This window comes from Herbaspirillum sp. GW821-FHT09A12 (assembly GCF_059418325.1).
The window spans coordinates 99,361-123,814 of the sequence record NZ_JBWKPR010000010.1; the positions used below are offsets into that span (position 1 = coordinate 99,361).

The window sequence follows — 24,454 nt, forward strand, 5'->3', positions numbered from 1 at the left end:
AAACGTGCCGATCAACGGCGCCGCTCCACGCTCCGTCAGGAGCGCGTGGCCGACGCCGGCCCCTGTGCCGCCGGGGCCTGCTCCCGCCCTTTCTTCGTCTGGCGCCACAGCAAGCGCAGCGCCAGCAGCGCGCCCACCAGCACGGCAAACAGCAGCGGCTGCGCGATCAGGTTCTTGCCGGCCTTGTCCCACCAATAATGCAGCACGCCCAACGGCACGATGAGGTAGATCAGGCGATGCAGGAGCTGCCAGCGCTTGCCCCCCAGACGGCGCACCATGCCGTTGGTGCTGGTAAGGGCCAGCGGTATCGACAGCAGCAGCGCCATCGCCCCCACCGTGATGAAAGGCCGCTTGAGGATGTCCTTCCAGATCGCGCCAAGGTCGAAGAAATGGTCGAACCAGACGAACGTGGTGAAGTGCAGGCTCAGGTAAAGGAAGGCCATCAGCCCCAGCATGCGGCGCAGCTTCACCAGCCAGTTCATGCCGGTGATCTTGCGCAGCGGCGTCACCGCCAGCGTGATGCAAAAGAAATAAAGCGTCCAGTCGCCGGTGCTGTGGGTGATGAATTCCAGCGGATTGGCGCCCAGTCCACCGCTGAAACCTAGCACCACCAGCCGCGCCAGCGGCACGCAGGCCAGCGCCAGGGACAGCCACCACAGCACGTTGACCGTGCGCGGCGTGAGGTTGCGGAGGGCGGCGGGAGCGAGTTGCATGGGAACCTTAGCTCAAAAGAACTTGCGCAGGTCCATGCCCGCGTACAGGCCGGCCACGTCGTTGTAGCCGTTGAACATCAGCGTCTTGCGCTTGGGCGTGAAGAAACCGTCCTCGCCGATGCGGCGCTCGGTGGCCTGCGACCAGCGCGGGTGGTCGACGTTGGGATTGACGTTGGAATAGAAGCCGTATTCCTGCGCCGCATACATGTTCCACGCGGTCTTGGGCTCGTCCTTGACGAAGCGGATCTTGACGATCGACTTGGCCGACTTGAAGCCGTACTTCCACGGCACGATGAGGCGCACCGGCGCGCCGTTCTGGTTGGGCAGCACCTCGCCGTACATGCCGAAGGCCAGCAGCGCCAGCGGATGATTGGCCTCGTCCATGCGCAGGCCTTCGCGGTAGGGCCAGTTGAGGATGGGGTCGGAGATGCCGGGCATCTGCTTCTTGTCGGCCAGGGTGACGAACTCCACATACCGGGCGTTGCCGGTGGGCTCGGCCTTCTTGATCAGCGCCGACAGCGAATAGCCGATCCAGGGGATCACCATCGACCAGCCCTCGACACAGCGCAGGCGGTAGACGCGCTCTTCCAGCGGCGCCAGTTTCATCAGTGCCTCCAGATCCAGTGTGAAGGGCTTCTTGACCTCGCCTTCGATATCCACCGTCCACGGGCTGGTCTTCAGGGTGCCGGCGTTCCTGGCCGGGTCGGCCTTGTCGGTGCCGAATTCGTAGAAATTGTTGTAGGTGGTGGCGTCCTTGTAGGCGGTCTGCTTGTCCATCACCGCGTAGGCGTTATTGAGCTTGGCCGGCAACTTCCGGCCCTGCTGCGCGAACGCTTGCGGAAAAGCGCCCCAGCCGCCGGCCAGCGCCGCGCCAGCCGCGGCCTTGGCCATGAAGCTGCGGCGCGCGAGGTAGATCTCCCTGGGGGTGATCTCCGAGGCGGTGGGTATCTCGATCTGGTCGGGGCGGATCTTGATCAGCATGGGACTCTCGCAAAAAATGGGTTGGCGCGCTGCAATAAGGCAATCGGGCAATGCTTTGCTACGTGTGGCCATGCTAAGTGTGGCGCGATGACATCCGGGTGGCAATCTGATGACAATTTTGTCATGAAGAAAATCCACATCGTTTCATCGAATGCGCTCTAAAATCTCCAGCATTTTCCCGCATCCGACGAGCTTTTACGCATGGCCATCCTGGTAATCGAAGACGACCCCAAAACCGGCGACTACCTCAGGAAGGGCCTGCGCGAGTCCGGCTATGCGGTCGACCTCGCCCGCAACGGCGCCGACGGCCTGCACATGGCGCTGGAGCAGGACTACGACCTGGTGGTGCTGGACGTGATGCTGCCCGGCATCGACGGCTGGCAGGTGATGGGCGCCCTGCGCGCCAAACGCGACCTGCCGGTGCTGTTCCTGACGGCAAAGGACCATGTCGACGACCGCATCCGCGGCCTGCAACTGGGCGCCGACGACTACCTGGTCAAGCCATTCTCCTTCACTGAACTGGTGCTGCGCATCCGTACTTTACTGCGGCGCGGCGTGGTGCGCGAGGCCGAGGTGGTCGAGATCGCCGATCTGCAGCTGGACCACGTGCGCCACAAGGTCACGCGCCAGGGCCTCAACATCGCGCTGACCAACAAGGAATTCATGCTCCTGCATCTGCTGATCAAGCGCCGGGACGAAGCGCTGTCGCGCAGCGTGATCGCATCGCAGGTCTGGGACATGAACTTCGACAGCGACACCAACGTGGTCGACGTCGCCATCAAGCGCCTGCGCGCCAAGATCGACGCGCCGTTCGAGAAGAAACTGATCCACACCGTGCGCAGCGTGGGCTACATGTTCTCGGAAAATCCATGAGCGCCCCTCGCTCCGGCGCCCGCGGCTGGACACTGACGCTGCGCGTCTCGGCCCTGTTCGCGCTGATCGCCTGCCTGGTGGTGACCGGACTCGGCTGGTACCTGTACGGTTCGGTGCGCGAGGCATTGGAACTGCGCGCCGACCAGGCGCTGACCGGCCGCGTCGAACACTTCCGCAACCTGATGCACGACCTCTATAACGTCGAGCAGATGGAGCAGCGCCCGGCCCTGTTCGAAAGCATGATGGGCAACGAGCAGGACGTGCGCATCTTCCGCCGCCGCGGCGAAGCGCCCTTCATCCAGAGCAATCCCGAGCACCTGGTGCCGCCGGAGATGGAACCCGTCCCGGTCGGCACGCCGCTGTCGGCGGCCGACCTGTTCACCACCGTGCGCGCCGACGGCGTGCGCATCCGCTGGGTGGCGGCGCTGGCCGAGGTCGGCAGCGGGCAAGACCATGCCGATACGGTCGAAATCGTCGCCGCCTATGTCATGGTGCAGGAGGCCGACATGCTGCGCAGCTACCGCTGGCGCATCGCCGGCGCCGCCGCCGGCGCGGTGCTGCTGACCGCCCTGCTGGGTTTCCTGCTGCTGCGCCATGGTTTGCGCCCGCTGCTGGAGATGAGCCGCCGCGCCGCACAGATCACGCCCGACCGCCTGTCGATGCGGCTGGAACAGGAGAGCATGCCGCAAGAGCTGCGGCGCGTGGCGGTATCGTTCAACGCCATGCTGGATCGGCTGGAGGCCGGCTACGAACACCTGTCGCAATTCTCCGGCGACCTGGCGCATGAGATCCGCACCCCGGTCAATGTGCTGATGGGCCAGAGCCAGGTAGCGCTGGGCCAGCGCCGCTCGCCGGAAGAGTACGAGCAGTTGCTGGAATCGAATGTGGAAGAATTGCAGCGCATTTCACGCATCGTCGAGAACATCATGTTCCTGGCGCAGGCCGACCACGCCACGCTGGCGGTCGATTGCGCCGCGCTGGACCTGCGGGAAGAGCTGGGCAAGATCGCCGATTACTTCGAAGGCATCGCCGACGAGCGCGGCATGCGCTTCGCGCTGGAGGTGGGTGGAAGCTGCCACGCCAACCTGGTGATGTGGCGGCGCGCGGTCAGCAACCTGGTGATCAACGCGGTGCGTTATGGCGAGGCCGACAGCACGGTGCGCATCATCGCGCGCGGCGACGGAAACGGCAGCAGCATCATCGTCGAAAACCGCAGCGACGATGCCACGCCGCACACCATGGCGCGCATGTTCGACCGTTTCTACCGCGGCGACCGCTCGCGCAGCGCCTATACCGAGTCCAACGGGCTGGGGCTGGCCATCGTCAAGGCCATCATGGCGCTGCATCGGGGCACGGCCACGGTGGAGTGCCCGCAGCCGGGGTGGATACGCTTCACGCTGCACTTCCCGCCGGCATCCGCACCATCACCCTCCTCAATACCCGCCTAACACCTGTTATCGCAACGCCACAACAAGGCGCAGCGCCTGTCACCGGTTTGCAGGGTTTATTTGATTGGCATCAAGCCAGGCCTGCGTCGCGGCCTTCTGCATGGACAGGAAAGCGCGAAAATGCTGCCATGCAATGCGAATCAGGCGGCAGGCAATAGGGCGCTCCTTGTCTGTCTGGCGCAACGGCATCATTTCCGCCAGACAGTTGCCGCATGCAGGTTCGCGACCGAAGACCATCATTTCCAAATCGTATAACTGTTATCAGAAAAATCATGGCCGCGTGTTATTGAGCTGGCGCAGCAATTGTTTTAAATTTCAGTAATTACTGAAAATTCAAAATAACCAGAAGGCAAACGAATCATGGAACCGCGTACCCTTACCCCCCTGATGCAGCGCTTCATCATGCACTTCGGCGAGATGGGCAGCCGCTGGGGCATCAACCGCACGGTGGGCCAGATCTATGCGCTGCTCTACATCAGCGGGCGCGCGCTCAACGCCGACGAGATCGCCGATTACCTCAGCTTCTCGCGCTCCAACGTCAGCATGGGCTTGAAGGAATTGCAATCCTGGCGCCTGGTGAAGTTGCTGCACCGCCCCAACGATCGCCGCGAATATTTCGAGCCGCCGGGCGATATTTGGGATATTTTCAAGGCGCTGCTGGAAGAACGCCGCCGCCGCGAGGTCGAACCCACCCTGTCGATGCTGCGCGACGCGCTGCTGGAGGCGCCCGCCAGCGCCGACGACAAGGCGGCACAGAAGCGCATGCGCGAGATGTACGAGCTGATCGAACTGTCCAGTTCCTGGTTCGACGACGTGCAGCGCCTGCAGCCCGAGACCCTGGTGTCGCTAATGAAGATGGGCGCCAAGGTCAAGAAGCTGCTGGATGTGCGCGACAAGTTCCGCTTCGGCGGCAAGGACGGCGCCGCCGACGGGCGCGCCGCCGCGCAGGAAAAAAACGACAAGATCGACAAGACTGACAAGATCGACAGGGAGTAGCCATGCGCCAGCCTGTTCCATCCGTCTCCGACCAGCAGCGTCCGCCGCGCCTGCGCCGCCTTCGCATCCCGCGCCTGACCCAGTTGCCGCTGGGCGTGGAGATCACGCTGCTGCTGATCATCAAGATCGCGCTGATCACCATCCTGGCCAAGACCTTCTTCGCCCACCCCGAAGCCAAGCACATGCGCATGCCCACCGCCAGCGTCGAGGCGCGCATGCTGGCGCCGAACGCGCCGAACGCCCAGGTTCCCGCACTCCCCTCTGAAACCTCCAACACCTCCGAGGTCAACAATGCTTCCAATCGATGAAGTCGTTTCGCTGTCGCGGCTGCAGTTCGCCGTGACGGCGCTGTATCACTTTCTGTTCGTCCCGCTGACGCTGGGCCTGTCCTGGATCCTGGTGATCATGGAGTCGGTCTATGTCATGACCGGCAGCCCGATCTATAAAGACATGACCCGCTTCTGGGGCAAGCTGTTCGGCATCAACTTCGCCATGGGCGTGGCTACCGGCATTACGCTTGAGTTCCAGTTCGGCACCAACTGGTCCTACTACTCGCACTATGTGGGCGACATCTTCGGCACGCCGCTGGCCATCGAAGGCCTGGCCGCGTTCTTCCTGGAATCGACCTTCGTCGGCCTGTTCTTCTTCGGCTGGGACAAGCTCTCGCGCAAGCAGCACTTGCTGGTGACTTTCCTGGTGGCGCTTGGCTCCAGCCTGTCGGCGCTGTGGATCCTGATCGCCAACGGCTGGATGAACAACCCGGTCGGCGCCGAATTCAACTTCGAGACCATGCGCATGGAACTGGTCAGCATGACCGAGGTGATCTTTAACCCGGTGGCGCAGGTCAAGTTCGTGCACACGGTCGCCGCCGGCTACGTGACGGCGTCGATGTTCGTGCTGGGCGTGTCGTCCTGGTACCTGCTCAAGGCGCGCGACACCGCCTTCGCGCTGCGCTCGTTCGCGGTGGCGGCCGGTTTCGGCCTGGCCTCGACGCTCTCGGTGATCGTGCTGGGCGACGAGTCCGGCTACACCGCGGGCGAAGTCAACAAGGTCAAACTGGCGGCCATCGAAGCGGAGTGGGATACCCACCCCGCGCCGGCCGGGCTGACGCTGTTCGGCCTGCCCAACGACAAGGAACAGCGCACCGATTACGCGGTGAAGATCCCCTACGTGCTGGGCCTGATCGCTACCCGCTCGACCGACCAGCCGGTGGCCGGCATCAAGGACCTGAAGAAGGAACACGAGGCGCGCATCCGCAACGGCATGCTGGCCTATGCGGCGCTGATGCGCCTGAAATCCGGCGACAAGTCGGACGCCGCGCGCGCCGCCTTCGATGAGCACAAGCAGGATCTCGGCTACGGCCTGCTGCTCAAGAAATACACCAGCAATGTGGTCGACGCCACACCCGGGCAGATCGCCATGGCCGTGGACGACACCATCCCCAAGGTGGCGCCGCTGTTCTGGTCCTTCCGCGGCATGGTGGCGATCGGCTTCCTGATGCTGTTCATTTTCGCCTCCTCGGTCTGGTTCCTGGCCAGGAAGCAACTGGCGCCGCAGCGCTGGCTGCTCAAGCTGGCGGTGTTCGCCATCCCGCTGCCGTGGATCGCCGCCGAGCTGGGCTGGATCGTGGCCGAATACGGCCGCCAGCCGTGGACCATCGCCGGCATCCTGCCCACGCACCTGTCGGCATCCTCGCTGCAGCCGAGCAGCCTGTACTTCAGCCTGGCCGGCTTCATCCTGTTCTACACCTTCCTGCTGGTGGTGGAAATGATCCTGATGGTGAAGTACGCGCGCATGGGGCCCAGCAGCCTGCACACCGGCAAGTACTTCTGGGAAACCCAGGGCCGCGACCACGATGACAGCGCCGTACTGCCGCCGCCGCTCAACCCCAACGCCAACTCCGGCAGCGCTGCCTGACGCGTCCGCTCAAGAAATGAGGAAAGCAAGATGATCTTCGATTACGAAACACTCAAGCTGATCTGGTGGGCCTTCGTCGGCGTGCTGCTGATCGGTTTCGCGCTGACCGACGGCTTCGACTTCGGAGTGGGCATGATGCTGCCCTTCGCCGGCAAGACCGACGCCGAACGGCGCGTGCTGATCAACTCGATCGGCCCCACCTGGGAAGGCAACCAGACCTGGTTCATCACCGCCGGCGGCGCCACCTTCGCGGCCTGGCCGCTGGTCTACGCGACCGCCTTCTCGGGCTTCTACATCGCGCTGATGATACTGCTGTTCTCGCTGTTCTTCCGCCCGGTCGGCTTCGACTACCGCAGCAAGGTAGCCGACCCGCGCTGGCGCAACGCCTGGGACTGGGGCCTGTTCGTCGGCGGTGTCGTGCCGCCGCTGATCTGCGGCGTGGCATTCGGCAACCTGCTGCTGGGCGTGCCCTTCCACTACGACGACACCATGCGGGTGGAATACACCGGCAGTTTCTTCGCCCTGTTGAATCCGTTCGGCTTGCTGGCCGGCCTGCTGTCGGTGGCCATGCTGCTGATGCATGGCGCCGCCTTCGCCTGCGTCAAGACCGATGCCGCCGTCGGCGAACGCTCGCGCAAGACCGCCATCGTGGCCGCCATCGCCACGCTGCTGCTGTTCATCGCCGGCGGCTTCTGGGTGGCGCAGTTGCCGGGCTACCGCATCACCTCCATGCCGGACGTCAACAGCGCCTTCACGCCGCTGGCCAAGACCGTGGAAATCACCGCCGGCGCCTGGTTCGACAACTACGCGCGCTGGCCGGCCACCAAGCTGTTCCCGGCGCTGGGCGTGGCCGGCGCGGCATTGGCCGCACTGCTGGCGCTGCTACGCCGCCCACGCCTGGCCTTCGTCGCCAGCGGCCTGTCGGTGACCGGCATCATCCTGACCGCCGGCATCTCGCTGTTCCCGTTCGTGCTGCCGTCCTCGCTCGACCCCAGGAGCAGCCTGACCATGTGGGACGCGGTCGCCAGCCACAAGAGCCTGGGCCTGATGTTCTGGATGGTGGTGATCTTCCTGCCGATAATCATCATCTACACCGGCTGGGTATACCGCGTGGTCAAGGGCAAGGTCACGCTCAAGGACATCCACGACAACCAACACACGGCGTACTGAACGCGCCGCAACCTGGAGAACACTATGTGGTATTTCGCCTGGATACTTGGCATCGGCCTGGCGCTGGCCTTCGGCATCATCAACGTGATGTGGCTGGAAGCGAACTACGCCTTCGGCCGCCGCAAGGCCGAGGAAACGCATGAGCGCTTCGCCAGCGCCGCCGATCACGAGCGGCGCGACAAGGAGTGAGGCCGGCGCCAGCCTGGACGGCCTTTTCCGTCACAATCTTTCGCCTGGAGGCAAGATGAACGCAACATCTGCATGCAAGGCCGCTGAAATCGCCCCTGAAGCGCGCCACTGGCAACTGCTGCCCGGGGCCGACTTCGCCGACAGCTATCGCATTCCCCTGGCTGCCTCGCTGGCACAGCGGCAGATCGCCGACATCGCCGCGCGCATGATGGGCGGCAAGCCGGCCTGGGTCGCGGCCCTCCTGGATCTGCGCAACCGCCTGGTGGCCCCGTTCGGGCTCAAGGGCGCCCAACTGGCGATCGGCGAAGTGCAGCCGGATAACCGCCTGCCGGGATTTCCGGTGCTGGACGGCGACACGTCGCACCTGCTGCTGGGCATGGACGACCGCCACCTGGATTTCCGCCTGTGCCTAGAAAAATCGCCATCCGGCCATGCGGACGAGGCGCCGCAATGGCTGACCGCGACCACCGTGGTGCGCACCAAGGGCTGGCCCGGCAAAGCCTACCTGGCCGTCATCATGCCCTTCCACCGGCGCATCGTGCGTACGCTGCTGGAAAAGATGCCGGAATAAGGCGCGCCCATTCCGCGCAGCCGACACCATGCAAAAAGCCCCGCGAATCGCTTCGCGGGGCTTTTTGTTACGGCTGAGGACGGCTTGAGGACGGCTCAGACCAGGTTCAGCGTCACGTTGATGTTGCCGCGGGTGGCGTTCGAATACGGGCACACCTGGTGCGCCTTCTCGACCAGGTCTTGCGCCACGGCGCGGTCGATGCCCGGCAGCGAGATATTGAGTTCGGCTTCGATGCCGAAACCGGCCGGGATCTGGCCGATGCCGACCTTGCCGGTGATGCTGGCGTCGGCCGGAATGGCGACCTTGGCCTGGCCGGCGACGAACTTCAGCGCGCCCAGGAAGCAAGCCGAATAGCCGGCTGCGAACAGTTGCTCGGGGTTGGTGCCAGGACCGCCGGCGCCGCCCAGTTCCTTCGGAGTCGACAGCTTGACGTCCAGCACGCCGTCGGATGACCTGGCGGAACCTTCACGGCCGCCGGTTGCAGTTGCGGTTGCGGTGTACAGGGCTTTTTCGATCTTGTTGGAAGACATTTTCTTTCCTTTCGGTTTTCAGGTTAAGGCCAATCATTGGAGATAAGGAGTGGCGAAAGATTCGCCGGGTTACCGCTGCGTCAAATTCAACTGAGGTTCAACTGAGAAAACAAATAAATTATTTACAATATAATTGCGAGCAACTTAATTTATATAACAAAACCACTGCCGCGCCCTCCCGTGCCGATGCTCACTCTTCCGCATCCAGCAAATTCTTGCGCACATCCTTGAGTTCGCCAACCAGCTTCTTCACTTCATCCAGCGGCGGCAGCATGCAGCTCATCCGGATCGGCACCGCCTTGGCCTTCTCGCGCAAGGCGCGGCCGGCATCGCTCAAGCTCACCACCACGCGCCGCTCGTCGCCGGCGTCGCGGGCCCGGTGCAGCAGGCCCATGGTTTCCATGCGCTTCAACAGCGGGGTCAGCGTGCCGGAATCGAGATACAGGCGGCTGCCCAGCTCGGAGACGGTGATCTGATCCTTCTCCCACAGTACCATCATCACCAGATATTGCGGATATGTGATGTCCAGCGCGCCGAGCAGTTTCTTGTAGGCCTTGGTCATCGCCAGGGACGCCGAATACATGGCGAAGCACAGCTGGTTGTCGAGAAGCAAGGCTTCATCGATCAGCGCGTCCGGCAGTTTCGGTGTGTTGGCGTTGTCCATGCAGTGCATATTAAACAGCTCAAAATTAAATTGCAAGCAATTTAATTAAAAATTTTTGGCTTTGTTGCCCGAGCCCGCTTTCGTACACAACGGCGCGCGCCGCGCAACTTGGGTATCATTCGCGCTTTCCGGCACTTCTCTGCATCCCCTGTCTTCCTCGCCATGCCTCACGCCATTTCCGCCCCTGCCAACCCGCTCAAGACCCTCGACCTGTTCTGCCGGGTGGTCGACAACTATGGCGATATCGGCATTTGCTGGCGCCTGGCCCGCCAGTTGGTGCGCGAGCACGGCATCGCGGTCCGGCTGTGGGTGGATGACCTGGCCAGTTTCAGGCGCATCTGGCCGGAAGTCGATCCCGCCGCCGAGGTGCAGCAACTGGCCGGCGTCACCGTGCAGCACTGGCGCGGCCAGGACGGCGCATTCACGGCCGCCGACATCCCCGACATCGTGATCGAGTTCTTCGGCTGCGAGATTCCACCGGCCTATGTCGACGCCATGGCGCAGCGCGCCGTCAAGCCGGTGTGGTTCAACCTGGAGGGATTGTCGGCCGAGCAATGGGTGGAAGGCTGCCATACCCTGCCCTCGCCGCACCGCTCGCTAAAGCTGACCAAGTATTTCTTCTTCCCCGGATTCAATGAACGCACCGGCGGCCTGAGCGTTGAAGCCGACCTGGAAGCCCGGCGGCAAACCTTCCTGCGGGAAAACCAGGCCACCGCCTTCCTTTCCGGCCTGGGCGTGACGCCGCAGGAGCAAGCCAATCTGAAGGTATCCATGTTCTGCTACGACGACGTCCCGTTGCCGGCATTGTTCGACGCCTGGCAGCAGGCGCCGCGCGCCGTCACCTGCCTGGCGCCGGAGGGCGTGGCGCGCAGCGCCGTCGAGGCTTTCCTCGGCGCGCCGATGCAAGCCGGCGCGGCCGCCACCCGCGGCGCCCTCACCGTACGCGTGCTGCCTTTCGTGGCGCAGACCGACTACGACAAGCTATTGTGGAGCTGCGACTTCAACTTCGTCCGCGGCGAAGACTCCTTCGTGCGCGCGCAATGGGCCGGCAAGCCGTTCATCTGGAACATCTACCGGCAAGACAAGAACCTGCACCACACCAAGCTCAACGCTTTCCTGAAGATCTACACCCCGGCCTCGCCCGCCCTGGCCGACGCCGCGCGCGCCTGGAACGGCGCCAGCCACGCCGACGTTGACTGGACGGCAAGCTGGCAAGCCCTGCAGGACGAGTTGCCGGCCCTCACTACGGCGGCCGGAGACTGGCAGCGCAAGTTGTTGGCAAATGGCGACTTCATGGCCAATTTGCTCAAGTTCGCTACCCGGCTGGTAGTGGAGGCGCCCGGAAAATAGGTTAAAATACCGGGCTAACTTTTTTGAAATTCAATCGTACGTGGGCTTGCGGTGCAGTTTGTGCCAGTGGGCTACTGACAGTTTGAAGAAACCTACTTTTCACGACACTCCGCTATGAAATTTGCAAAAGAAATCCGCGTCGGCAACATCATCATGGTCGACAGCAAGCCCATGATCGTCCTGCGCTCCGACGTCAACGGCTCTTCCCGCACCGGCTTCACCTACAAGTGGAAGATGAAGAACCTGCTGACCAACACCCCGATGGAAAGCGTATTCCGCGGCGACGACAAGTTCGACGTCGTGGTGCTGGACAAGAAGCCGGTCACCTACTCGTACTTCGCCGACCCGCTGTTCGTCTTCATGGACGAAGAGTACAACCAGTACGAAATCGAAGGCGAGAACATGGGCGACGCCATCGGCTACCTGAAGGACGGCATGCAATGCGAAGCCGTGTTCTACGACGGCAAGGCGATCTCGGTTGAAATGCCGACCACCATCGTGCGCAAGGTTTCCTACTCGGAACCGGCGGTCAAGGGCAACACCTCGGGCAACGTCCTGAAGGAAGCCAAGATCGAAAACGCGATCGAAGCCAACCAGATCGTCGTGATGGTCCCGCTGTTCGTCAGCCAGGACGACGACATCGAAATCGACACCCGCACCAACGAGTACAAGAAGGTTGTCCGCGGTTAATCCTCCGCCGATGCAATAAAAAAACGCTGCCTTGTGCAGCGTTTTTTTTTCGTCCCCGCCAAGCCGAACCCAAGCCTGGCCGCGAGCGCCGCCCTACTCCTGCGGCTTGGCCTGCGCCAGATGGCGCGCCGCCTTGCCGCCTTCGCTGGCCCAGAACTCGCTGTCGGCCGCCTGGATGCGGCGCGCCGAATTTTCCATATGCTGCAGGGCCGCCGCGCGCGCCGCCGCGGCGTCGCCATCGGCGATCGCCTGGGCGATCGCCGCGTGTTCGTTGCGCACCTGCTGGCTGAAATCGCTGCGGCGCGCCTCGTTCATGCGCGCCACCCGGATGGCGGCATGCAGGAACTGGCTCAGGAACTGCACCAGCGAGGTATACAGCGGATTGTGGGCGGCGTTGGAGATCGCGGCATGGAAGGCGAAGTCCTCCGGCACGCCATCCCGGCCCTCTTGCGCGGCCTTGTCGATGTCTTGCAAGGCTCGCTGGATCGCCTGGTTTTGCGCACGCGTGCGGCGTTGCGCGGCCAGCGCCGCCATCTCGCCTTCCACCCCGCGCCGCAGCTCGATCACCCGCAGCACCGCCCGGATCGAATCGCGCACGTCCTCCACCTGCATGTCGAGCCGGAACGGCGTGGCCCGGTTGGCGCCCAGCACCACCGTGCCGCTGCCCCGGCGCGAGCCCACCAGGCCTTCCGACTTCAGGCGCGAGATCGCCTCGCGGATCACCGTGCGGCTGACGGCGAAGCGCGCGGTCAGCTCCATTTCCGAAGGCAGCCGCGTATCGGGCGCGAACTCGCCTGCGCGGATCTGCTGCGCCAGCACGCTGGTCACGTGGTCGGCCAGCGTGCCCTTGCCGCGTTTGGAAACAGCGGCGGCTGTGGCGGTGGAAGTCTTGGCATCGGGATTGTTCATGGCGCGCAATGATACCGCTTTTGGCCGCATCGCCCCGAAAAGTTGTATGACAACTTTCTGCTATAATCGCTGCCGATGCCCGCCGCCCGACGGCACGGCACAGGTTTCCAGACCGGGATATCCCACTACCCACTACCAGACCAACGAGGAGAACACATGCATATCGTCATCACCGGCGGCGCCGGCTTTCTGGGCAGCCGCCTGGCGCGCCAGCTCCTGCAACGCGGCGCGCTGACCGGCCGCGACGGCAAGCCGCAGGAAATCAAGCGCATCACCCTGCTCGACGTGGCGCCGGCGCAAGGCTTCAACGACCCGCGCATCGAAGCTGTGACCGGCGACATCGCCGATGCTGCCGTGATCGAGCGCGTGATCACTGCCGATACGCAATCGATCTTCCACCTGGCCGCCATCGTCAGCGGCCACGCCGAAGCCGACTTCGAACTGGGCATGAAGATCAACTTCGACGCCACCCGCCTCATCCTGGAACGCGCCCGCGCGCTGGGCACCAAGCCGCGCGTGGTGTTCACCAGCTCGGTGGCGGTGTTCGGCGGCGAACTGCCGGCCGTGGTGCCGGACAACACCCTGCTGATGCCGCAAAGCTCCTACGGCGCGCAAAAGGCGATGGGCGAGCTGATGGTGCAGGACTACAGCCGCAAGGGCTTCATCGACGGCCGCGCGCTGCGCATGCCGACCATCTCGGTGCGCCCGGGCGCGCCCAACAAGGCGGCGTCCAGCTTCGCCTCGGGCATCATCCGCGAACCGCTCAACGGCCAGCCCTCGGTCTGCCCGGTCGCGCCGGAGACCCGCATGTGGCTGATGTCGCCGCGCCAGGCCATCGCCAACCTGATCCACGGCCATGAGATCAATGGCGCTGACCTGGGCCTGGCTCGCTTCCTGTCGATCGACGGCCTATGCGTGACCGTCAAGGAAATGGTCGACGCGCTGGAGCAGGTCGCCGGCCGCGAAGTCGTCAAGCTGATCGAATGGAAGGAAGACGAGGCCATCAAGCGCATCGTCAACTCCTGGCCGGGCGCCTTCGAAGCCAAGCGCGCCAAGGCGCTGGGCTTTACCGCCGATGCCAATTTCGCCGACATCATCAAGGCGCACATCGAAGACGAAGTGAAGAAATAAGCGCTTCAGCTTTGCTTCCGGCTGCAGCGGCGCCCCTCGGGGCGCCGTTTTCTTTGGCGGCGCATAATGCAGTCTCCGACCACGACACGCCAAGAGCCCCGCATGGACCGATCCACCCTCTCCGCCTATGACGGCAATGCCGCCGGCTTCGCGCAAGACTGGCACGACCAGCCGGCGCCGGAAGACCTGCACGCCATCGTGCGCCAGTACTTCATCCCCGGCGCCTGCGCCGACATCGGCTGCGGCAGCGGCCGCGAGGTCGGCTGGCTGGATGCCAACGGCTTTCCCTCGCACGGCTACGACGCCTCCGAAGGCTTGCTGGCGGAAGCCCGCCGGCGCTATCCGCAATCCCGCTTCACGCATGCGGCCCTGCCGGCGCTGGCCGGCATCGCCGATGCCAGCTTCGACAACGTGCTGTGCGAAACGGTGATCATGCACCTGCCCGTCGCGGACATCGCGCCATCGGTCGCGCGCATGCTGGCCATCCTCAAACCCGGCGGCATGCTTTACCTCAGCTGGCGCGTCACCAGGGACGGCGACCAGCGCGACCAGCACGAGCGGCTGTACGCCTCCTTCGATGCCAGCCTGGTGCGCAACGCATTGCTGGATTGCGCGCTGCTGCTGGATGAAGAAGTGGTCAGCACCTCCTCGGGCAAGGTGATTCATCGTCTTGTTGCAAAAAAGGCCGCCTGAGGCACTAATGCCGTTCAGTTAAACGCTGAACAGCATTTGTGTTTGTGGAGTCCAGACTCCGTTCGCCCTGAGTAGCTGCGCAGCAGCGTATCGAAGGGCAGGCAAGAGCGCTAACGCTGACACGCTGGCTTCGATACGGCCCTGACGGGCCTACTCAGCCCGAACGGGGGTCTGTGATGAGTGGTTCAGAATTAGCCTTAACTGAACAGCATTACGCCTGAGGCGCGCCATCGCAGGCAAAAAAAAGCGCGGCCGCAGCCGCGCTTAAAATAACGCCTCGGAGATCAAACAGACTTCGTGCACATCCTTACTTCACCTTCCCCAACAAGTTGTAGATGCTGGAAAAATCCAGCTTGCCCGCACCGTTCTTGCTATGGATGTCATACAGGTTGCGCGCCGCCGCCCCGAGCGGGATCGCGCTGCCGGTGGCCAGCGCATTCTCCTCGGCCAGGCCCAGGTCCTTCAACATCAGGTCGACGCCGAAGCCGCCGGCATAGTCCTTCGACGCCGGCGCGGTGTCCATCACGCCCGGGCACGGGTTATAGACTTCCAGCGTCCAGTTGCGGCCCGAGCTCTTGGACATGATCTCGGACAGCACCTTGGGGTCCATGCCATTGGCCACGCCCAGGCGGATCGCCTCGGAGGTGCCGATCATCAGGATCCCCAGCAGCATGTTGTTGCACACCTTGACGGTCTGGCCGCTGCCGCTCTCGCCGGCGTGGTAGATCGCCTTGCCCATTTTCTGCAAGTAAGGCTGGGCCGCTTCGAACGCCTGCTTGCTGCCGCCCACCATGAAGGTCAGGGTACCGGCAGCGGCGCCGTTGGTGCCGCCGGAAACCGGCGCATCCAGCATGTCGAACCCCTTGGCGGCGGCCGCTGCCGCCACCTTGCGCGCCGCTTCCGGCGCGATGGTGGAGCAATCGATCAGCAAGGCGCCGGGGCGGGCCGCGGCCAGCAAACCCTTGTCGCCCAGGTACAGCGACTCGACGTGCTTGCTGGCCGGCAGCATGGTGATGACCACATCGGCCTTGGCCACCGCCGCCATGGAATCGGCTTCGGTCTTGCCGCCGGCTGCCACCAGCTTGTCGACGCTGGCCTTGACCAGGTCGTGGCCGCTGACCGAGAAGCCGGCCTTGACCAGGTTCTGCGCCATCGGCAAGCCCATGTTGCCCAGGCCGATGAATACGATGTTCGCGCTCATGGCGGCCTCCTTACTTCAGCGAGATGGTGGTGTTGACCTGGCCGGCCGCTTCATCCGGCGCATACCAGCGCGAGGTGACGGTCTTGGTCTGGGTCCAGAAGGTCACCGCCTGCTTGCCGTTGGGACCGAGGTCGCCCAGCTTGGAAGCGCGCGAACCGGTAAAGCTGAAGTAGGCCACCGGCACCGGAATGGGCACGTTGATGCCGACCTGGCCGACGTCGATCTCGTTCTGGAACTTGCGCGCGGCATAGCCCGAGCTGGTGAAGATCGAGGTGCCGTTGCCGTTGGGGTTGGCGTTGATGAAGGCGATCGCCTCGTCCAGCGTGTCGACTTCGACGATGCACATCGCCGGGCCGAAGATTTCCTGGGTGTAGATGTCCATGCTCGGCTTGACGCCGGTAAACACGGTGGGGCCGACGAAGTTGCCGTTCTCGCTGCCGGCCACCTTGAAGTTGCGACCGTCCAGCAGCAGCTTGGCGCCCTGCTCCACGCCGCTGCCGATCAGGCGCTCGACGCGCTCCTTGGCGGCCTTGGAGACCAGCGGGCCGACATCGGCCTTGCGGTCGCTGCCGGGGCCGACCTTCATGGCCTTGGAGCGCTCGACGATCTCGGGAATCCACTCGCGGCTCTGGCCCACCAGCACCACCACCGAGTTGGCCATGCAACGCTGGCCGGCGGCGCCGAACGCCGCGCCCAGCAGGTTATTGATGGCATGGTCCTTGGGCGCGTCGGGCAGCACGATGCAGTGGTTCTTGGCGCCCATCATGCATTGCGCACGCTTGCCGGCTTCGCTGGCGCGGCGATAGATGTGGGTGCCGACATGGGTCGAGCCGATGAAGGAGACCGCCTTGATGTCGGGATGGTCGCAGATCATGTTGGCCACGTCCGGGCCGCCATGCACCACGTTCAGCACGCCCGGCGGCAAGCCGGCCTGGTTGGCCAGCTCGACCAGGAACAGCGAAGAGCTCGGGTCCTGTTCGGAAGGCTTGAGCACGAAGGTGTTGCCGCAGGCGACCGCGATCGGGAACATGAAGCAAGGCAGCATCACCGGGAAGTTGAAGGCGGTGATGCCGGCGCCCACGCCCAGCGGCTGGTAGAGGGTGTAGACGTCGACGCCGCCGGCCACGTTCTCGGCCATCTCGCCCAGTTGCAGCGAGGTGATCGAGCAGGCGTGCTCCACCACTTCCAGGCCGCGCATGACTTCGCCTTCGGCGTCGGGCAGGGTCTTGCCGTGTTCGCGGGTGATCAGCTCGGCCAGCGGGGCGATGTTGTCGCGCAGCAGTTGCTGGAACTTGAGCATGATGCGCATGCGCTGCGCCAGCGAGGTGTTGCGCCAGGTCTTGAAGGTTTCCTTGGCGTTGGCGACGGCGCGCTCGACTTCTTCCCTGGTGGCGAACGGCACGCGCGCCACCACTTCCTGCGTCGCCGGGTTGAGCACGTCGCGCCACTCCTTGGAAGTCGACTGCACCTTCTCGCCGTTGAGATAAAGGGGAACGTTGGGGATGTTGGCTTGGCTCATGATGCGGTTTCCATAGATAAGAAAGAAAAACCGGGGCGGCGCGGCAATGAGGGGGGCGCCACCCCGGCAGGAAAAACTGTTACTTGACCAGCGGGCAAGCCGCGTCCATCGGACGGAAAGCCTGCTGCGCCGGAATCACCGACAGCAACTTCAGGTAGTCCCACGGCGCCTTGGATTCGGCCGGCGACTTCACCTGGTACAGGTACATGTCGTGGATCACGCGGCCGTCGGGGCGGATCGAGGCATTGCGCATGACCACGTCGGAGATCGGGATCTCGCGCATCTTTTGCGACACCACTTTCCAGTCGGCGGTCTTGGCGGCGGCGCGCGCTTTCAGGAAGTGATAAACGCTGGAATACACGCCGGCCTGTACCATGGTCGGCTTATTGTTCTTGAACTGGGTTTCGAAGCGCTTGGAGAAGGCGCGCGTCTGCTCGTCGTAATCCCAATAGAAGCCGTCGGTATAGACCAGGCCCTGGGCCGCATCCAGGCCCAGCGCGTGGACGTCGGACAGGAACACCAGCAATGCCACCAGGCGCTGGTCCTTGCCGCCCACCGAGAATGAGCGCGCCTGCTTGATGGCGTTGACCACGTCGGTGCCGCCATCGGCCAGGCCGATCACCTGCGCCTTGGAAGCCTGCGCCTGCAACAGGAAGGACGAGAAGTCCGAGGCATTGAGCGGATGGCGCACCGAACCCACCACGGTGCCGCCGTTGGCCTTGACCACGTCGGAGGCATCCTTCTCCAGCGAATGGCCGAAGGCGTAGTCCACCGTGACGAAGTACCAGGACTTGTTGCCCAGCTTGGTCAGCGCAGCCGCTGCGCCGGCCGCTTGCGAGTAGGTGTCGAACATCCAGTGGAAACCGTTGGCCGCGCATTCGGCAGTGGTCAGGGCGCCGGTGGCCGGGCCGCTGTACATGGCGATGCCGCCCTTTTCCTTGATCAACTTCTGTACCGCCAGCGCCACCGAGGAGTTGGTCAGGTCGGCGATGGCCTCGACCTTGTCGCGGTCCAGCCATTCACGGGCGCGGGTCACGCCCACGTCCGGCTTGTTCTGGTTGTCGGCCGCCAGGATGTCGATCTTCATCCCCTTGCATTCGGCCTTGAGGCAGTCTTCCACCGCCATCTTGGCGGCCACCACCGAGCCCTGGCCGCCCATGGCGGAATACGGGCCGGACATGTCGGTCAGGATGCCGATCTTGACGGTGTTGGCGTCTTGCGCCGCGGCCGGGACGGACGCCCCGAACAGGGAAATCGCACAGGCAACTGCCGCGGCCATGACAGAACGGCCGAATAGGTTCTTACGCATTTTGTCTCCTTGATGTTGTCGTTTTTATCGGCTGCGCCTGGCGTTGCATGGACGCCGGGTCGTGCCGTACTCCTCCTTGCCGATGGAAAGCCTGCTTCCTCATCAGCAAGCCCTATTCTGCATGTGCGTTAATATCGATACAATAAACATAAATCCAAAATGCTTTTGCATCAGTGCACAACCGCAATGGCAACGGCGAAACAAATACCAGGAGACCGCATGCTGGACTGGGACAACCTCAGGATCTTCCTCGAACTCACGCGCAGCCAGGGGCTGGTGGATGCCGCCAAGAAGCTGGGCATCGACCATTCGACCGTGTCGCGCCGCATGAAGCGTTTCGAGGAACAGGTCGGCAGCCAATTGTTCGACCGCAACAACCACGGCTACAAGCTGACCGCCGAAGGCTATCGGCTGGTGGAATATGCCGAAAAGATTGAAAGCACCGTCTACGCCGCCGCCGAAGAGCTGGGCGGGCACAACAGCAAGCTCTCCGGCCAGGTGCGGCTGGGCGCCACCGAAGGCTTCGGCACCTTTGTGCTGGCGCCGCATATCGCCCATTTCTGCGCGCGCAACCCGCACATCACGGTGGACATGCTGCCGATGCCGCGCTTCGTCAACCTGTCCAAGCATGAGGCCGACATCAGCGTCTCCATCGAGCGCCCGCTGTCCGGTAATTACGTGGTCACCAAACTGTCCGACTATGTGCTGAAGCTGTACGCCACCCGCGATTACCTGCAGCGGCACGCCCCGATTGCCAGCATTGCCGACTTGGAGCGGCACAACTTCATCGGTTACATTGACGATCTGGTGTTCAGCGAGGAATTGCGCTACAAGGACACGGTCGCCCCCGATTCCTTCCGCGCCTTCCGCAGCACCAGCGTGGTGGCGCAATATACCGCCGCCTGCGCTGGCCGGGCGCTGGCCATCCTGCCCTGCTTCCTGGCCCAGCAGTCGGAACAGCTGGTGCCGGTGCTGGAGCGCGAGATTGCCATCACCCGCACCTTCTGGCTGGTAGCATCGGCCGAACAGCGGCATGTGGCGCGCGTCTCGGCCTTGTGGCGCTACCTGCGCGAATGCGTGGAAATGAACCGGGATTTTTTGATGGGCGACTCGCGTCAGATGCGGTGGCTGCCCTGAACGGCAACCGTCCCGAATTGGTTTTCCCACCGGCCCGAGAGCTTGCGCAGGCTCGGCAACCGGCCTTCACCCCTTCCCCTTCCAGGAGATGAAAATGGCAGCGAAGAAAATCCTGTTGTTGACCGGCGATTTTGCCGAGGACTACGAAACCATGGTGCCCTTCCAGGCACTGCAGATGGTCGGCCACACCGTGCATGCGGTATGCCCCGGCAAGAAGGCCGGCGACAAGGTCAAGACCGCCATCCACGATTTCGAGGGCGACCAGACCTATTCCGAAAAGCCAGGCCACAACTTCGCCCTCAACGCCAGCTTCGACGAAGTCAGCGCGGCCGGCTACGACGCCCTGGTGGTGGCCGGCGGCCGCGCGCCGGAATACCTGCGCCTGAACCCGAAGGTGATCGAACTGGTGCAAGCCTTCGCCAAATCAAACAAACCCATCGCCGCCGTCTGCCACGGCCCGCAGGTGCTGGCCGCCGCCGGCGTGCTGGAAGGCAAGAAAGTGTCGGCCTACCCGGCCTGCGCACCGGAAGTGAAGCTGGCCGGCGGCCAGTTCGCCGACATCGCGGTGGATGCCGCGGTGACCGACGGCAACCTGGTGACCGCCCCCGCCTGGCCGGCGCACCCGGCGTGGCTGGCGCAGTTCCTCAAGGTGCTGGGTACCAAGATCGAGCTCTGATCGGCCGTCCCTGACCTGAAAAGCGCATCCCGGCGGATGCGCTTTTTTGTTGGCACATGGCGCATTGGCAAAAAACATCGCGCCGGCCACAATATTTCCGCCGCCGATCCGTCTTCCCGGCATGCAGTCGATTTCCAACCACCAAGCGATGAACGACAAAGACAGCGAGATCACCGCCACCGTGCTGCGCGAGCGCACGCGGCTGGGCGGCTTCATCCGCCGTCGGGTCGCCGACGCCGGCGAAGCCGAGGACATCCTCCAGGATGTGTTCCACGAGTTCGTCCAGGCCTATCGTTTGCCCGAGCCGATCGAGCAGGTCAGCGCATGGCTGTTCCGGGTGGCGCGCAACCGCATCATCGACCGCTTCCGCAAGAAGAAGGAAGCGCCGCTGGCCGATGCCGGCGAGGCGGAGGATGTCGATGCCGCCGACAGCGCGTGGCGGCTGGACCTGGCCTTGCCGGCCGCCAGCGATGGCCCGGAAGCGGCGTATGCCCGCTCGGTGCTGCTGGAAACCCTGCAACAGGCGCTCGACGAGCTGCCTGAAAAACAACGCGAGGTGTTCGTCGCGCATGAGCTCGACGGCATCAGCTTCAAGGAAATGGCGGCTGCAAGCGGCACCAGCCTCAACACTTTGCTGGCGCGCAAGCGCTATGCGGTCTTGCATCTGCGCGAGCGGCTGCAGGCAATTTATGACGAATTGGAGATGTGATGGATCAGGATCAGATCAGGCCCCCGCGCCGTTTCAGGATGGGTTGGCTGGGCAAGCTGTGCGGCCTGGCGCTCTGTGTTGTCGTCTTGGGCGGCGCCGTGATGCTGCTGTGGAACTGGGTGGTGCCGCCCATCTTCCCGAATGCCGCCGAGATCGGCTTCTGGCGCGCGCTGGGCTTGCTGGCGTTGTGCCGTATCCTGTTCGGCGGCTTTCGCGGCCGCCACGGCTGGCATGAAAAGAAACGCCGCATGCGCGCACGCTGGCAAGCCATGACGCCGGAAGAACGCGAACGGCTGGAAGCGCGCTTCTGCATGTTCGGCCGCCACCGCAGGGGCGAATGAACATGCACGCCGCATTCCCGATGCAGGCGGCCAATTGCAAGCAGCCGCCCGGCATCATCGTGCCGCAGGTCAACCTGAAGCGTTGCGAAGGCAAGGCCGATTGCGTGCCGGTATGCCCGGAGAACGTGTTCGAGGTGCGCCGCATCGATGATGCGGATTTCAGCGCGCTCGGCCTCATCCACCGCCTGAAGCTGCGGGTGCACGGCATGCAAGTGGCCTACACGCCCAATGCCGATGCCTGCCGCGCCTGCGGCCTGTGCGTCAAGGCTTGCCCGGAACATGCCATCACGCTGATGCGGCGCTGAGCGGTATCCCCAGTTCGTCCCCTCATCCTGACAGGAGGAAGCATGCTTGAGCCTCAACCTGCGCGCCGCCCGCGCATTGTCGTCGCCGGCGCCAACAGCCCGACCGGCCGCCTGCTGCTGTTGCTGCTGCGCGATTCGGGCGCCCACGCCACCGCGCTGGTGCGCACGCCGGCCGCGCTGGTGGCCGACGAGGTCGTTTCCAACTGGACCTGCAATCCGCGCAGCGCCGACGCCATCGCCGCTGCCGATGCGGTGGTGCTGCTGGCCGGGGTATTCGGGGCCGATGATTGGAGCGCCTATGAAAGCGGCATGGTAGGCACCGCCCGGCGCATCGCACAGGCGGTCGGCGCACGCGGCACGCGGGTGGTGTATTTCTCGTCGCTGCTGGCCGATGCCGCTTCCGACAATTGGTACCTCAAGGCCAAAGGCATGGCCGAACAGGTGCTGCAGCCATTGTCCGGCAGCGTGATCTTCCGCCTGGGACCGGTAGTGCGCGGCAGCCCGCAGCCGCTGCCCTTCGAACAGGCCTTGCTGCAACAGGCGCCCGATGCGCCGGTAGTGCTGTACGGTGACGAAGGACGCACCAGCCGCCCGATCAACCTGGGAGATGTCGCCACAGTAGCCGAATCGGCGGCGCTGGGCGCGGGAAGACCCGGCATCTATGAATTGGGCGGCCCGGAAGAGCACAGCCTGGCGCAATTGGCGAAGTTGGCCAACGGCGCCGAAGTGGCCATCCATACGGCGCCATTACAGGCACTGGCCAGCCCCACCCTGCAACGCACCGTGCGCGACCTGCTGGCGCGCATCTCCGCTCCGCGCGACGCGCAGGCAATGGCCGCCACCGCCGCCGAATTCGGCCTGCGGCTCACGCCGCTGTCGCTGGCCTGGCCGCTGGATGCGGTCGAAGCCTAGGGCCTGTTTTTCTCAGTTCTTGGCGACCCACGCCGGGCTGCCCTTTTCAAGGAAGGCGCGCAAGCCTTCCTTGCCTTCGTCGGAAGCCCGCAAGTCGGCGATCACGCCGGCGGTGTATTGCGCCAGCTCGGGCGAGACCTTCAGCGGATTGGCCACCTGCACCAGTTGCTTGGCCGCGCGCATGGCTTGCGGGCCGTTGCCCAGCAAGGCATCGAGGGTATGCTCGACCTTGGCATCGAGCTCGGCGGCCAGCACCACCTCATGCACCAGGCCGATGGCGGCCGCGCGGATGGCCGAGAAGCGTTCTCCCGACACAAAGTAGCGGCGCGCCTGCGACACGCCCATCTTGGCCACCACATACGGGCTGATGGCCGCCGGCGCCAGTCCCAGCTTGACTTCGGACAGCGCGAAGAAGGCCGCCTCGGAAGCGATAGCGATATCGCAGCACGACACCAGCCCCACGCCCCCGCCCATCACCGCGCCTTGCACCTTGGCCACCGTGGGCGCGGGAAAGCCGTTGAGCGTCTCCATCAGCAGCGCCAGGTTGCGCGCGTCGCGCAGGTTATCCTCGCGCGAGGCGTCGGCCATGCGCCGCATCCATGCCAGGTCGGCGCCGGCGGAAAAAGACTTGCCGGTCGAGGCCAGCAACAGTACCCGCGTGCGTACATCGTCCTTCGCTTGCGTGATCAAGGCGATCAGGTGTGCGATCAGCTTGTCGTCGAAGGCGTTATGCACATCGGGACGGTTCAATGTAATGGTGGCGATGCCGCGCCCGTCGATGTCGAGATTTGCTGCCGCTGTCATTTGCGCTCCTGGTTCTTGTTGCGCCGCTTGTGAATGGGCGTGAAGTGTTATGCAGGATAGCGCAAAAATTGTGGGGAGAATGTTGGACGGGCGACAGTGGTGTGGGGGCAAAAAAATAGCCCGCTATGCGGTAATGCCGTTCAGTTAAGACTAATTCTGAAACACTCATCACCGCCCCCGTTCGGGCTGAGTAGGCCCCCAGGGCCGTATCGAAGCCAGCGTGTCGACCTTACCGCTCTTGCCTGCCCTTCGATACGCTGCTACGCAGCTACTCAGGGCGAACGGAGTCTGGACTGCACAAACAAAAATGCCGTTCAGTGCTTCACTGAACGGCATTATCGCTATGCGGGCTTGTCTTGTCTTGGCGCCCCCACGGGGATTCGCCTACATTCTGCAGGCCGCGGATTCGCTTGCAAGCGAATCCCTTCGAATCCCCACGCGATGTACTCAGTACATCGCTAGGCACCTAATAGTTCACACATCGGTGGGCTATTTTCTTGCCTGGCGTCCCCACGGGGATTCGAACCCCGGTACTCACCGTGAAAGGGTGATGTCCTAGGCCTCTAGACGATGGGGACATTCGGGTACTGCATTTTTTCAATCAAGCTTCGCTTGAAATATCACCGCCAAACTGCTGCGGGTCGCTGGTGGAGGTAAGCGGGATCGAACCGCTGACCTCTTGCATGCCATGCAAGCGCTCTCCCAGCTGAGCTTAC

Annotated in this window: 28 protein-coding genes and 1 tRNA gene; 18 read left to right on the forward strand and 11 right to left on the reverse strand. The window is 63.8% G+C overall.

Going from position 1 to position 24,454, the window contains the following annotated elements:
* Nucleotides 1-35 precede the first annotated feature (35 nt).
* The gene (msrQ, locus tag AC07N6_RS18620) at nt 36-713 is read right to left on the reverse strand and encodes a protein-methionine-sulfoxide reductase heme-binding subunit MsrQ (RefSeq protein ID WP_494782985.1); all 678 of its coding nucleotides are present in this window, start codon (nt 711-713) and stop codon (nt 36-38) included.
* A gap of 12 nt (nt 714-725) precedes the next feature.
* A complete protein-coding gene (gene msrP, locus AC07N6_RS18625; protein WP_494782986.1) occupies nt 726-1,694 on the reverse strand; it encodes a protein-methionine-sulfoxide reductase catalytic subunit MsrP in 969 nt (322 codons plus the stop codon).
* 201 nt (nt 1,695-1,895) lie between these two features.
* On the opposite strand from msrP, the gene AC07N6_RS18630 reads away from it, so the two are divergent.
* Both AC07N6_RS18630 and AC07N6_RS18635 read left to right on the forward strand, forming a co-directional pair.
* A complete protein-coding gene (locus tag AC07N6_RS18630; protein ID WP_494782987.1) occupies nt 1,896-2,567 on the forward strand; it encodes a heavy metal response regulator transcription factor in 672 nt (223 codons plus the stop codon).
* Nucleotides 2,564-4,015, forward strand: a complete 1,452-nt coding sequence (locus tag AC07N6_RS18635; protein WP_494782988.1) for a heavy metal sensor histidine kinase — start codon at nt 2,564-2,566, stop codon at nt 4,013-4,015. Before AC07N6_RS18630 ends, AC07N6_RS18635 begins: the two co-directional genes overlap by 4 nt.
* A gap of 39 nt (nt 4,016-4,054) precedes the next feature.
* Here AC07N6_RS18635 and AC07N6_RS18640 read toward each other — a convergent pair whose 3' ends face one another.
* Complete coding sequence (locus AC07N6_RS18640; protein ID WP_494782989.1) at nt 4,055-4,255, reverse strand: hypothetical protein; 201 nt, start codon at nt 4,253-4,255, stop codon at nt 4,055-4,057.
* Nucleotides 4,256-4,375: 120 nt separating this feature from the next.
* Between AC07N6_RS18640 and AC07N6_RS18645 the strand changes: the two genes are divergently transcribed.
* Genes AC07N6_RS18645 through AC07N6_RS18670 form a run of 6 tightly spaced genes read left to right on the forward strand, consistent with a single transcriptional unit; the run spans nt 4,376 to nt 8,858 of the window.
* Nucleotides 4,376-5,011: a GbsR/MarR family transcriptional regulator gene (locus AC07N6_RS18645; protein WP_494782990.1), complete on the forward strand. Its 636-nt coding sequence runs from the start codon at nt 4,376-4,378 to the stop codon at nt 5,009-5,011.
* A 2-nt stretch (nt 5,012-5,013) separates the two neighbouring features.
* Entirely contained in the window at nt 5,014-5,319 is a 306-nt protein-coding gene (cydP, locus tag AC07N6_RS18650; RefSeq protein WP_494782991.1) for a cytochrome oxidase putative small subunit CydP, read from the forward strand.
* Nucleotides 5,303-6,928, forward strand: a complete 1,626-nt coding sequence (locus tag AC07N6_RS18655; protein ID WP_494782992.1) for a cytochrome ubiquinol oxidase subunit I — start codon at nt 5,303-5,305, stop codon at nt 6,926-6,928. Before cydP ends, AC07N6_RS18655 begins: the two co-directional genes overlap by 17 nt.
* A gap of 30 nt (nt 6,929-6,958) precedes the next feature.
* On the forward strand, nt 6,959-8,098 hold the full coding sequence (gene cydB / locus AC07N6_RS18660; RefSeq protein ID WP_494782993.1) for a cytochrome d ubiquinol oxidase subunit II: 1,140 nt from the start codon (nt 6,959-6,961) through the stop codon (nt 8,096-8,098).
* A gap of 24 nt (nt 8,099-8,122) precedes the next feature.
* Nucleotides 8,123-8,287, forward strand: a complete 165-nt coding sequence (cydX, locus tag AC07N6_RS18665) for a cytochrome bd-I oxidase subunit CydX (RefSeq protein ID WP_494782994.1) — start codon at nt 8,123-8,125, stop codon at nt 8,285-8,287.
* A 55-nt stretch (nt 8,288-8,342) separates the two neighbouring features.
* The gene (locus AC07N6_RS18670) at nt 8,343-8,858 is read left to right on the forward strand and encodes a DUF2867 domain-containing protein (protein WP_494782995.1); all 516 of its coding nucleotides are present in this window, start codon (nt 8,343-8,345) and stop codon (nt 8,856-8,858) included.
* A 95-nt stretch (nt 8,859-8,953) separates the two neighbouring features.
* On the opposite strand, the gene AC07N6_RS18675 is transcribed toward AC07N6_RS18670, so the two are convergent.
* Nucleotides 8,954-9,388, reverse strand: coding sequence for an organic hydroperoxide resistance protein (locus AC07N6_RS18675; RefSeq protein WP_141914759.1), 435 nt, complete (start codon nt 9,386-9,388; stop codon nt 8,954-8,956).
* 190 nt (nt 9,389-9,578) lie between these two features.
* Complete coding sequence (locus AC07N6_RS18680; protein WP_494782996.1) at nt 9,579-10,052, reverse strand: MarR family winged helix-turn-helix transcriptional regulator; 474 nt, start codon at nt 10,050-10,052, stop codon at nt 9,579-9,581.
* 162 nt (nt 10,053-10,214) lie between these two features.
* Between AC07N6_RS18680 and earP the strand changes: the two genes are divergently transcribed.
* Entirely contained in the window at nt 10,215-11,402 is a 1,188-nt protein-coding gene (earP, locus tag AC07N6_RS18685; protein ID WP_494782997.1) for an elongation factor P maturation arginine rhamnosyltransferase EarP, read from the forward strand.
* 114 nt (nt 11,403-11,516) lie between these two features.
* Nucleotides 11,517-12,092 (forward strand): elongation factor P, encoded by a 576-nt coding sequence (locus AC07N6_RS18690; protein WP_494782998.1) that lies wholly within the window; start codon nt 11,517-11,519, stop codon nt 12,090-12,092.
* A gap of 93 nt (nt 12,093-12,185) precedes the next feature.
* Here AC07N6_RS18690 and AC07N6_RS18695 read toward each other — a convergent pair whose 3' ends face one another.
* A complete protein-coding gene (locus AC07N6_RS18695; RefSeq protein WP_494782999.1) occupies nt 12,186-13,001 on the reverse strand; it encodes a FadR/GntR family transcriptional regulator in 816 nt (271 codons plus the stop codon).
* 156 nt (nt 13,002-13,157) lie between these two features.
* Here AC07N6_RS18695 and denD point away from each other — a divergent pair, with 156 nt between their 5' ends.
* Entirely contained in the window at nt 13,158-14,132 is a 975-nt protein-coding gene (gene denD / locus AC07N6_RS18700) for a D-erythronate dehydrogenase (RefSeq protein WP_494783000.1), read from the forward strand.
* A gap of 102 nt (nt 14,133-14,234) precedes the next feature.
* Nucleotides 14,235-14,825 carry a class I SAM-dependent methyltransferase gene (locus AC07N6_RS18705; protein ID WP_494783001.1) on the forward strand — a complete coding sequence of 197 codons (591 nt, stop codon included), beginning with the start codon at nt 14,235-14,237 and terminating at the stop codon, nt 14,823-14,825.
* A 307-nt stretch (nt 14,826-15,132) separates the two neighbouring features.
* Here AC07N6_RS18705 and mmsB read toward each other — a convergent pair whose 3' ends face one another.
* The 3 genes from mmsB to AC07N6_RS18720 form a co-directional block, all read right to left on the reverse strand.
* On the reverse strand, nt 15,133-16,026 hold the full coding sequence (gene mmsB / locus AC07N6_RS18710; protein ID WP_494783002.1) for a 3-hydroxyisobutyrate dehydrogenase: 894 nt from the start codon (nt 16,024-16,026) through the stop codon (nt 15,133-15,135).
* A gap of 10 nt (nt 16,027-16,036) precedes the next feature.
* Entirely contained in the window at nt 16,037-17,545 is a 1,509-nt protein-coding gene (locus AC07N6_RS18715) for a CoA-acylating methylmalonate-semialdehyde dehydrogenase (protein ID WP_494783003.1), read from the reverse strand.
* Between the two features lie 79 nt (nt 17,546-17,624).
* Nucleotides 17,625-18,854 (reverse strand): ABC transporter substrate-binding protein, encoded by a 1,230-nt coding sequence (locus AC07N6_RS18720; RefSeq protein ID WP_494783004.1) that lies wholly within the window; start codon nt 18,852-18,854, stop codon nt 17,625-17,627.
* Between the two features lie 219 nt (nt 18,855-19,073).
* Between AC07N6_RS18720 and AC07N6_RS18725 the strand changes: the two genes are divergently transcribed.
* The 6 genes from AC07N6_RS18725 (at nt 19,074) to AC07N6_RS18750 (ending at nt 22,934) form a co-directional block, all read left to right on the forward strand.
* Nucleotides 19,074-19,991 carry a LysR family transcriptional regulator gene (locus AC07N6_RS18725; RefSeq protein ID WP_494783005.1) on the forward strand — a complete coding sequence of 306 codons (918 nt, stop codon included), beginning with the start codon at nt 19,074-19,076 and terminating at the stop codon, nt 19,989-19,991.
* Between the two features lie 94 nt (nt 19,992-20,085).
* On the forward strand, nt 20,086-20,667 hold the full coding sequence (locus AC07N6_RS18730) for a DJ-1/PfpI family protein (protein WP_141914768.1): 582 nt from the start codon (nt 20,086-20,088) through the stop codon (nt 20,665-20,667).
* Between the two features lie 148 nt (nt 20,668-20,815).
* Entirely contained in the window at nt 20,816-21,376 is a 561-nt protein-coding gene (locus tag AC07N6_RS18735) for an RNA polymerase sigma factor (RefSeq protein ID WP_494783006.1), read from the forward strand.
* Nucleotides 21,376-21,717 (forward strand): hypothetical protein, encoded by a 342-nt coding sequence (locus AC07N6_RS18740; RefSeq protein WP_494783007.1) that lies wholly within the window; start codon nt 21,376-21,378, stop codon nt 21,715-21,717. Before AC07N6_RS18735 ends, AC07N6_RS18740 begins: the two co-directional genes overlap by 1 nt.
* A gap of 2 nt (nt 21,718-21,719) precedes the next feature.
* The gene (locus tag AC07N6_RS18745; RefSeq protein ID WP_494783008.1) at nt 21,720-22,022 is read left to right on the forward strand and encodes a 4Fe-4S binding protein; all 303 of its coding nucleotides are present in this window, start codon (nt 21,720-21,722) and stop codon (nt 22,020-22,022) included.
* 42 nt (nt 22,023-22,064) lie between these two features.
* Complete coding sequence (locus tag AC07N6_RS18750; RefSeq protein ID WP_494783009.1) at nt 22,065-22,934, forward strand: NAD(P)H-binding protein; 870 nt, start codon at nt 22,065-22,067, stop codon at nt 22,932-22,934.
* A gap of 12 nt (nt 22,935-22,946) precedes the next feature.
* Here the strand turns inward: AC07N6_RS18750 and AC07N6_RS18755 are convergent, their stop codons facing one another.
* Both AC07N6_RS18755 and AC07N6_RS18760 read right to left on the reverse strand, forming a co-directional pair.
* Nucleotides 22,947-23,738 (reverse strand): enoyl-CoA hydratase-related protein, encoded by a 792-nt coding sequence (locus AC07N6_RS18755; RefSeq protein WP_494783010.1) that lies wholly within the window; start codon nt 23,736-23,738, stop codon nt 22,947-22,949.
* Between the two features lie 502 nt (nt 23,739-24,240).
* Nucleotides 24,241-24,316: transfer RNA gene (locus tag AC07N6_RS18760), tRNA-Glu, on the reverse strand.
* Nucleotides 24,317-24,454 lie beyond the last annotated feature (138 nt).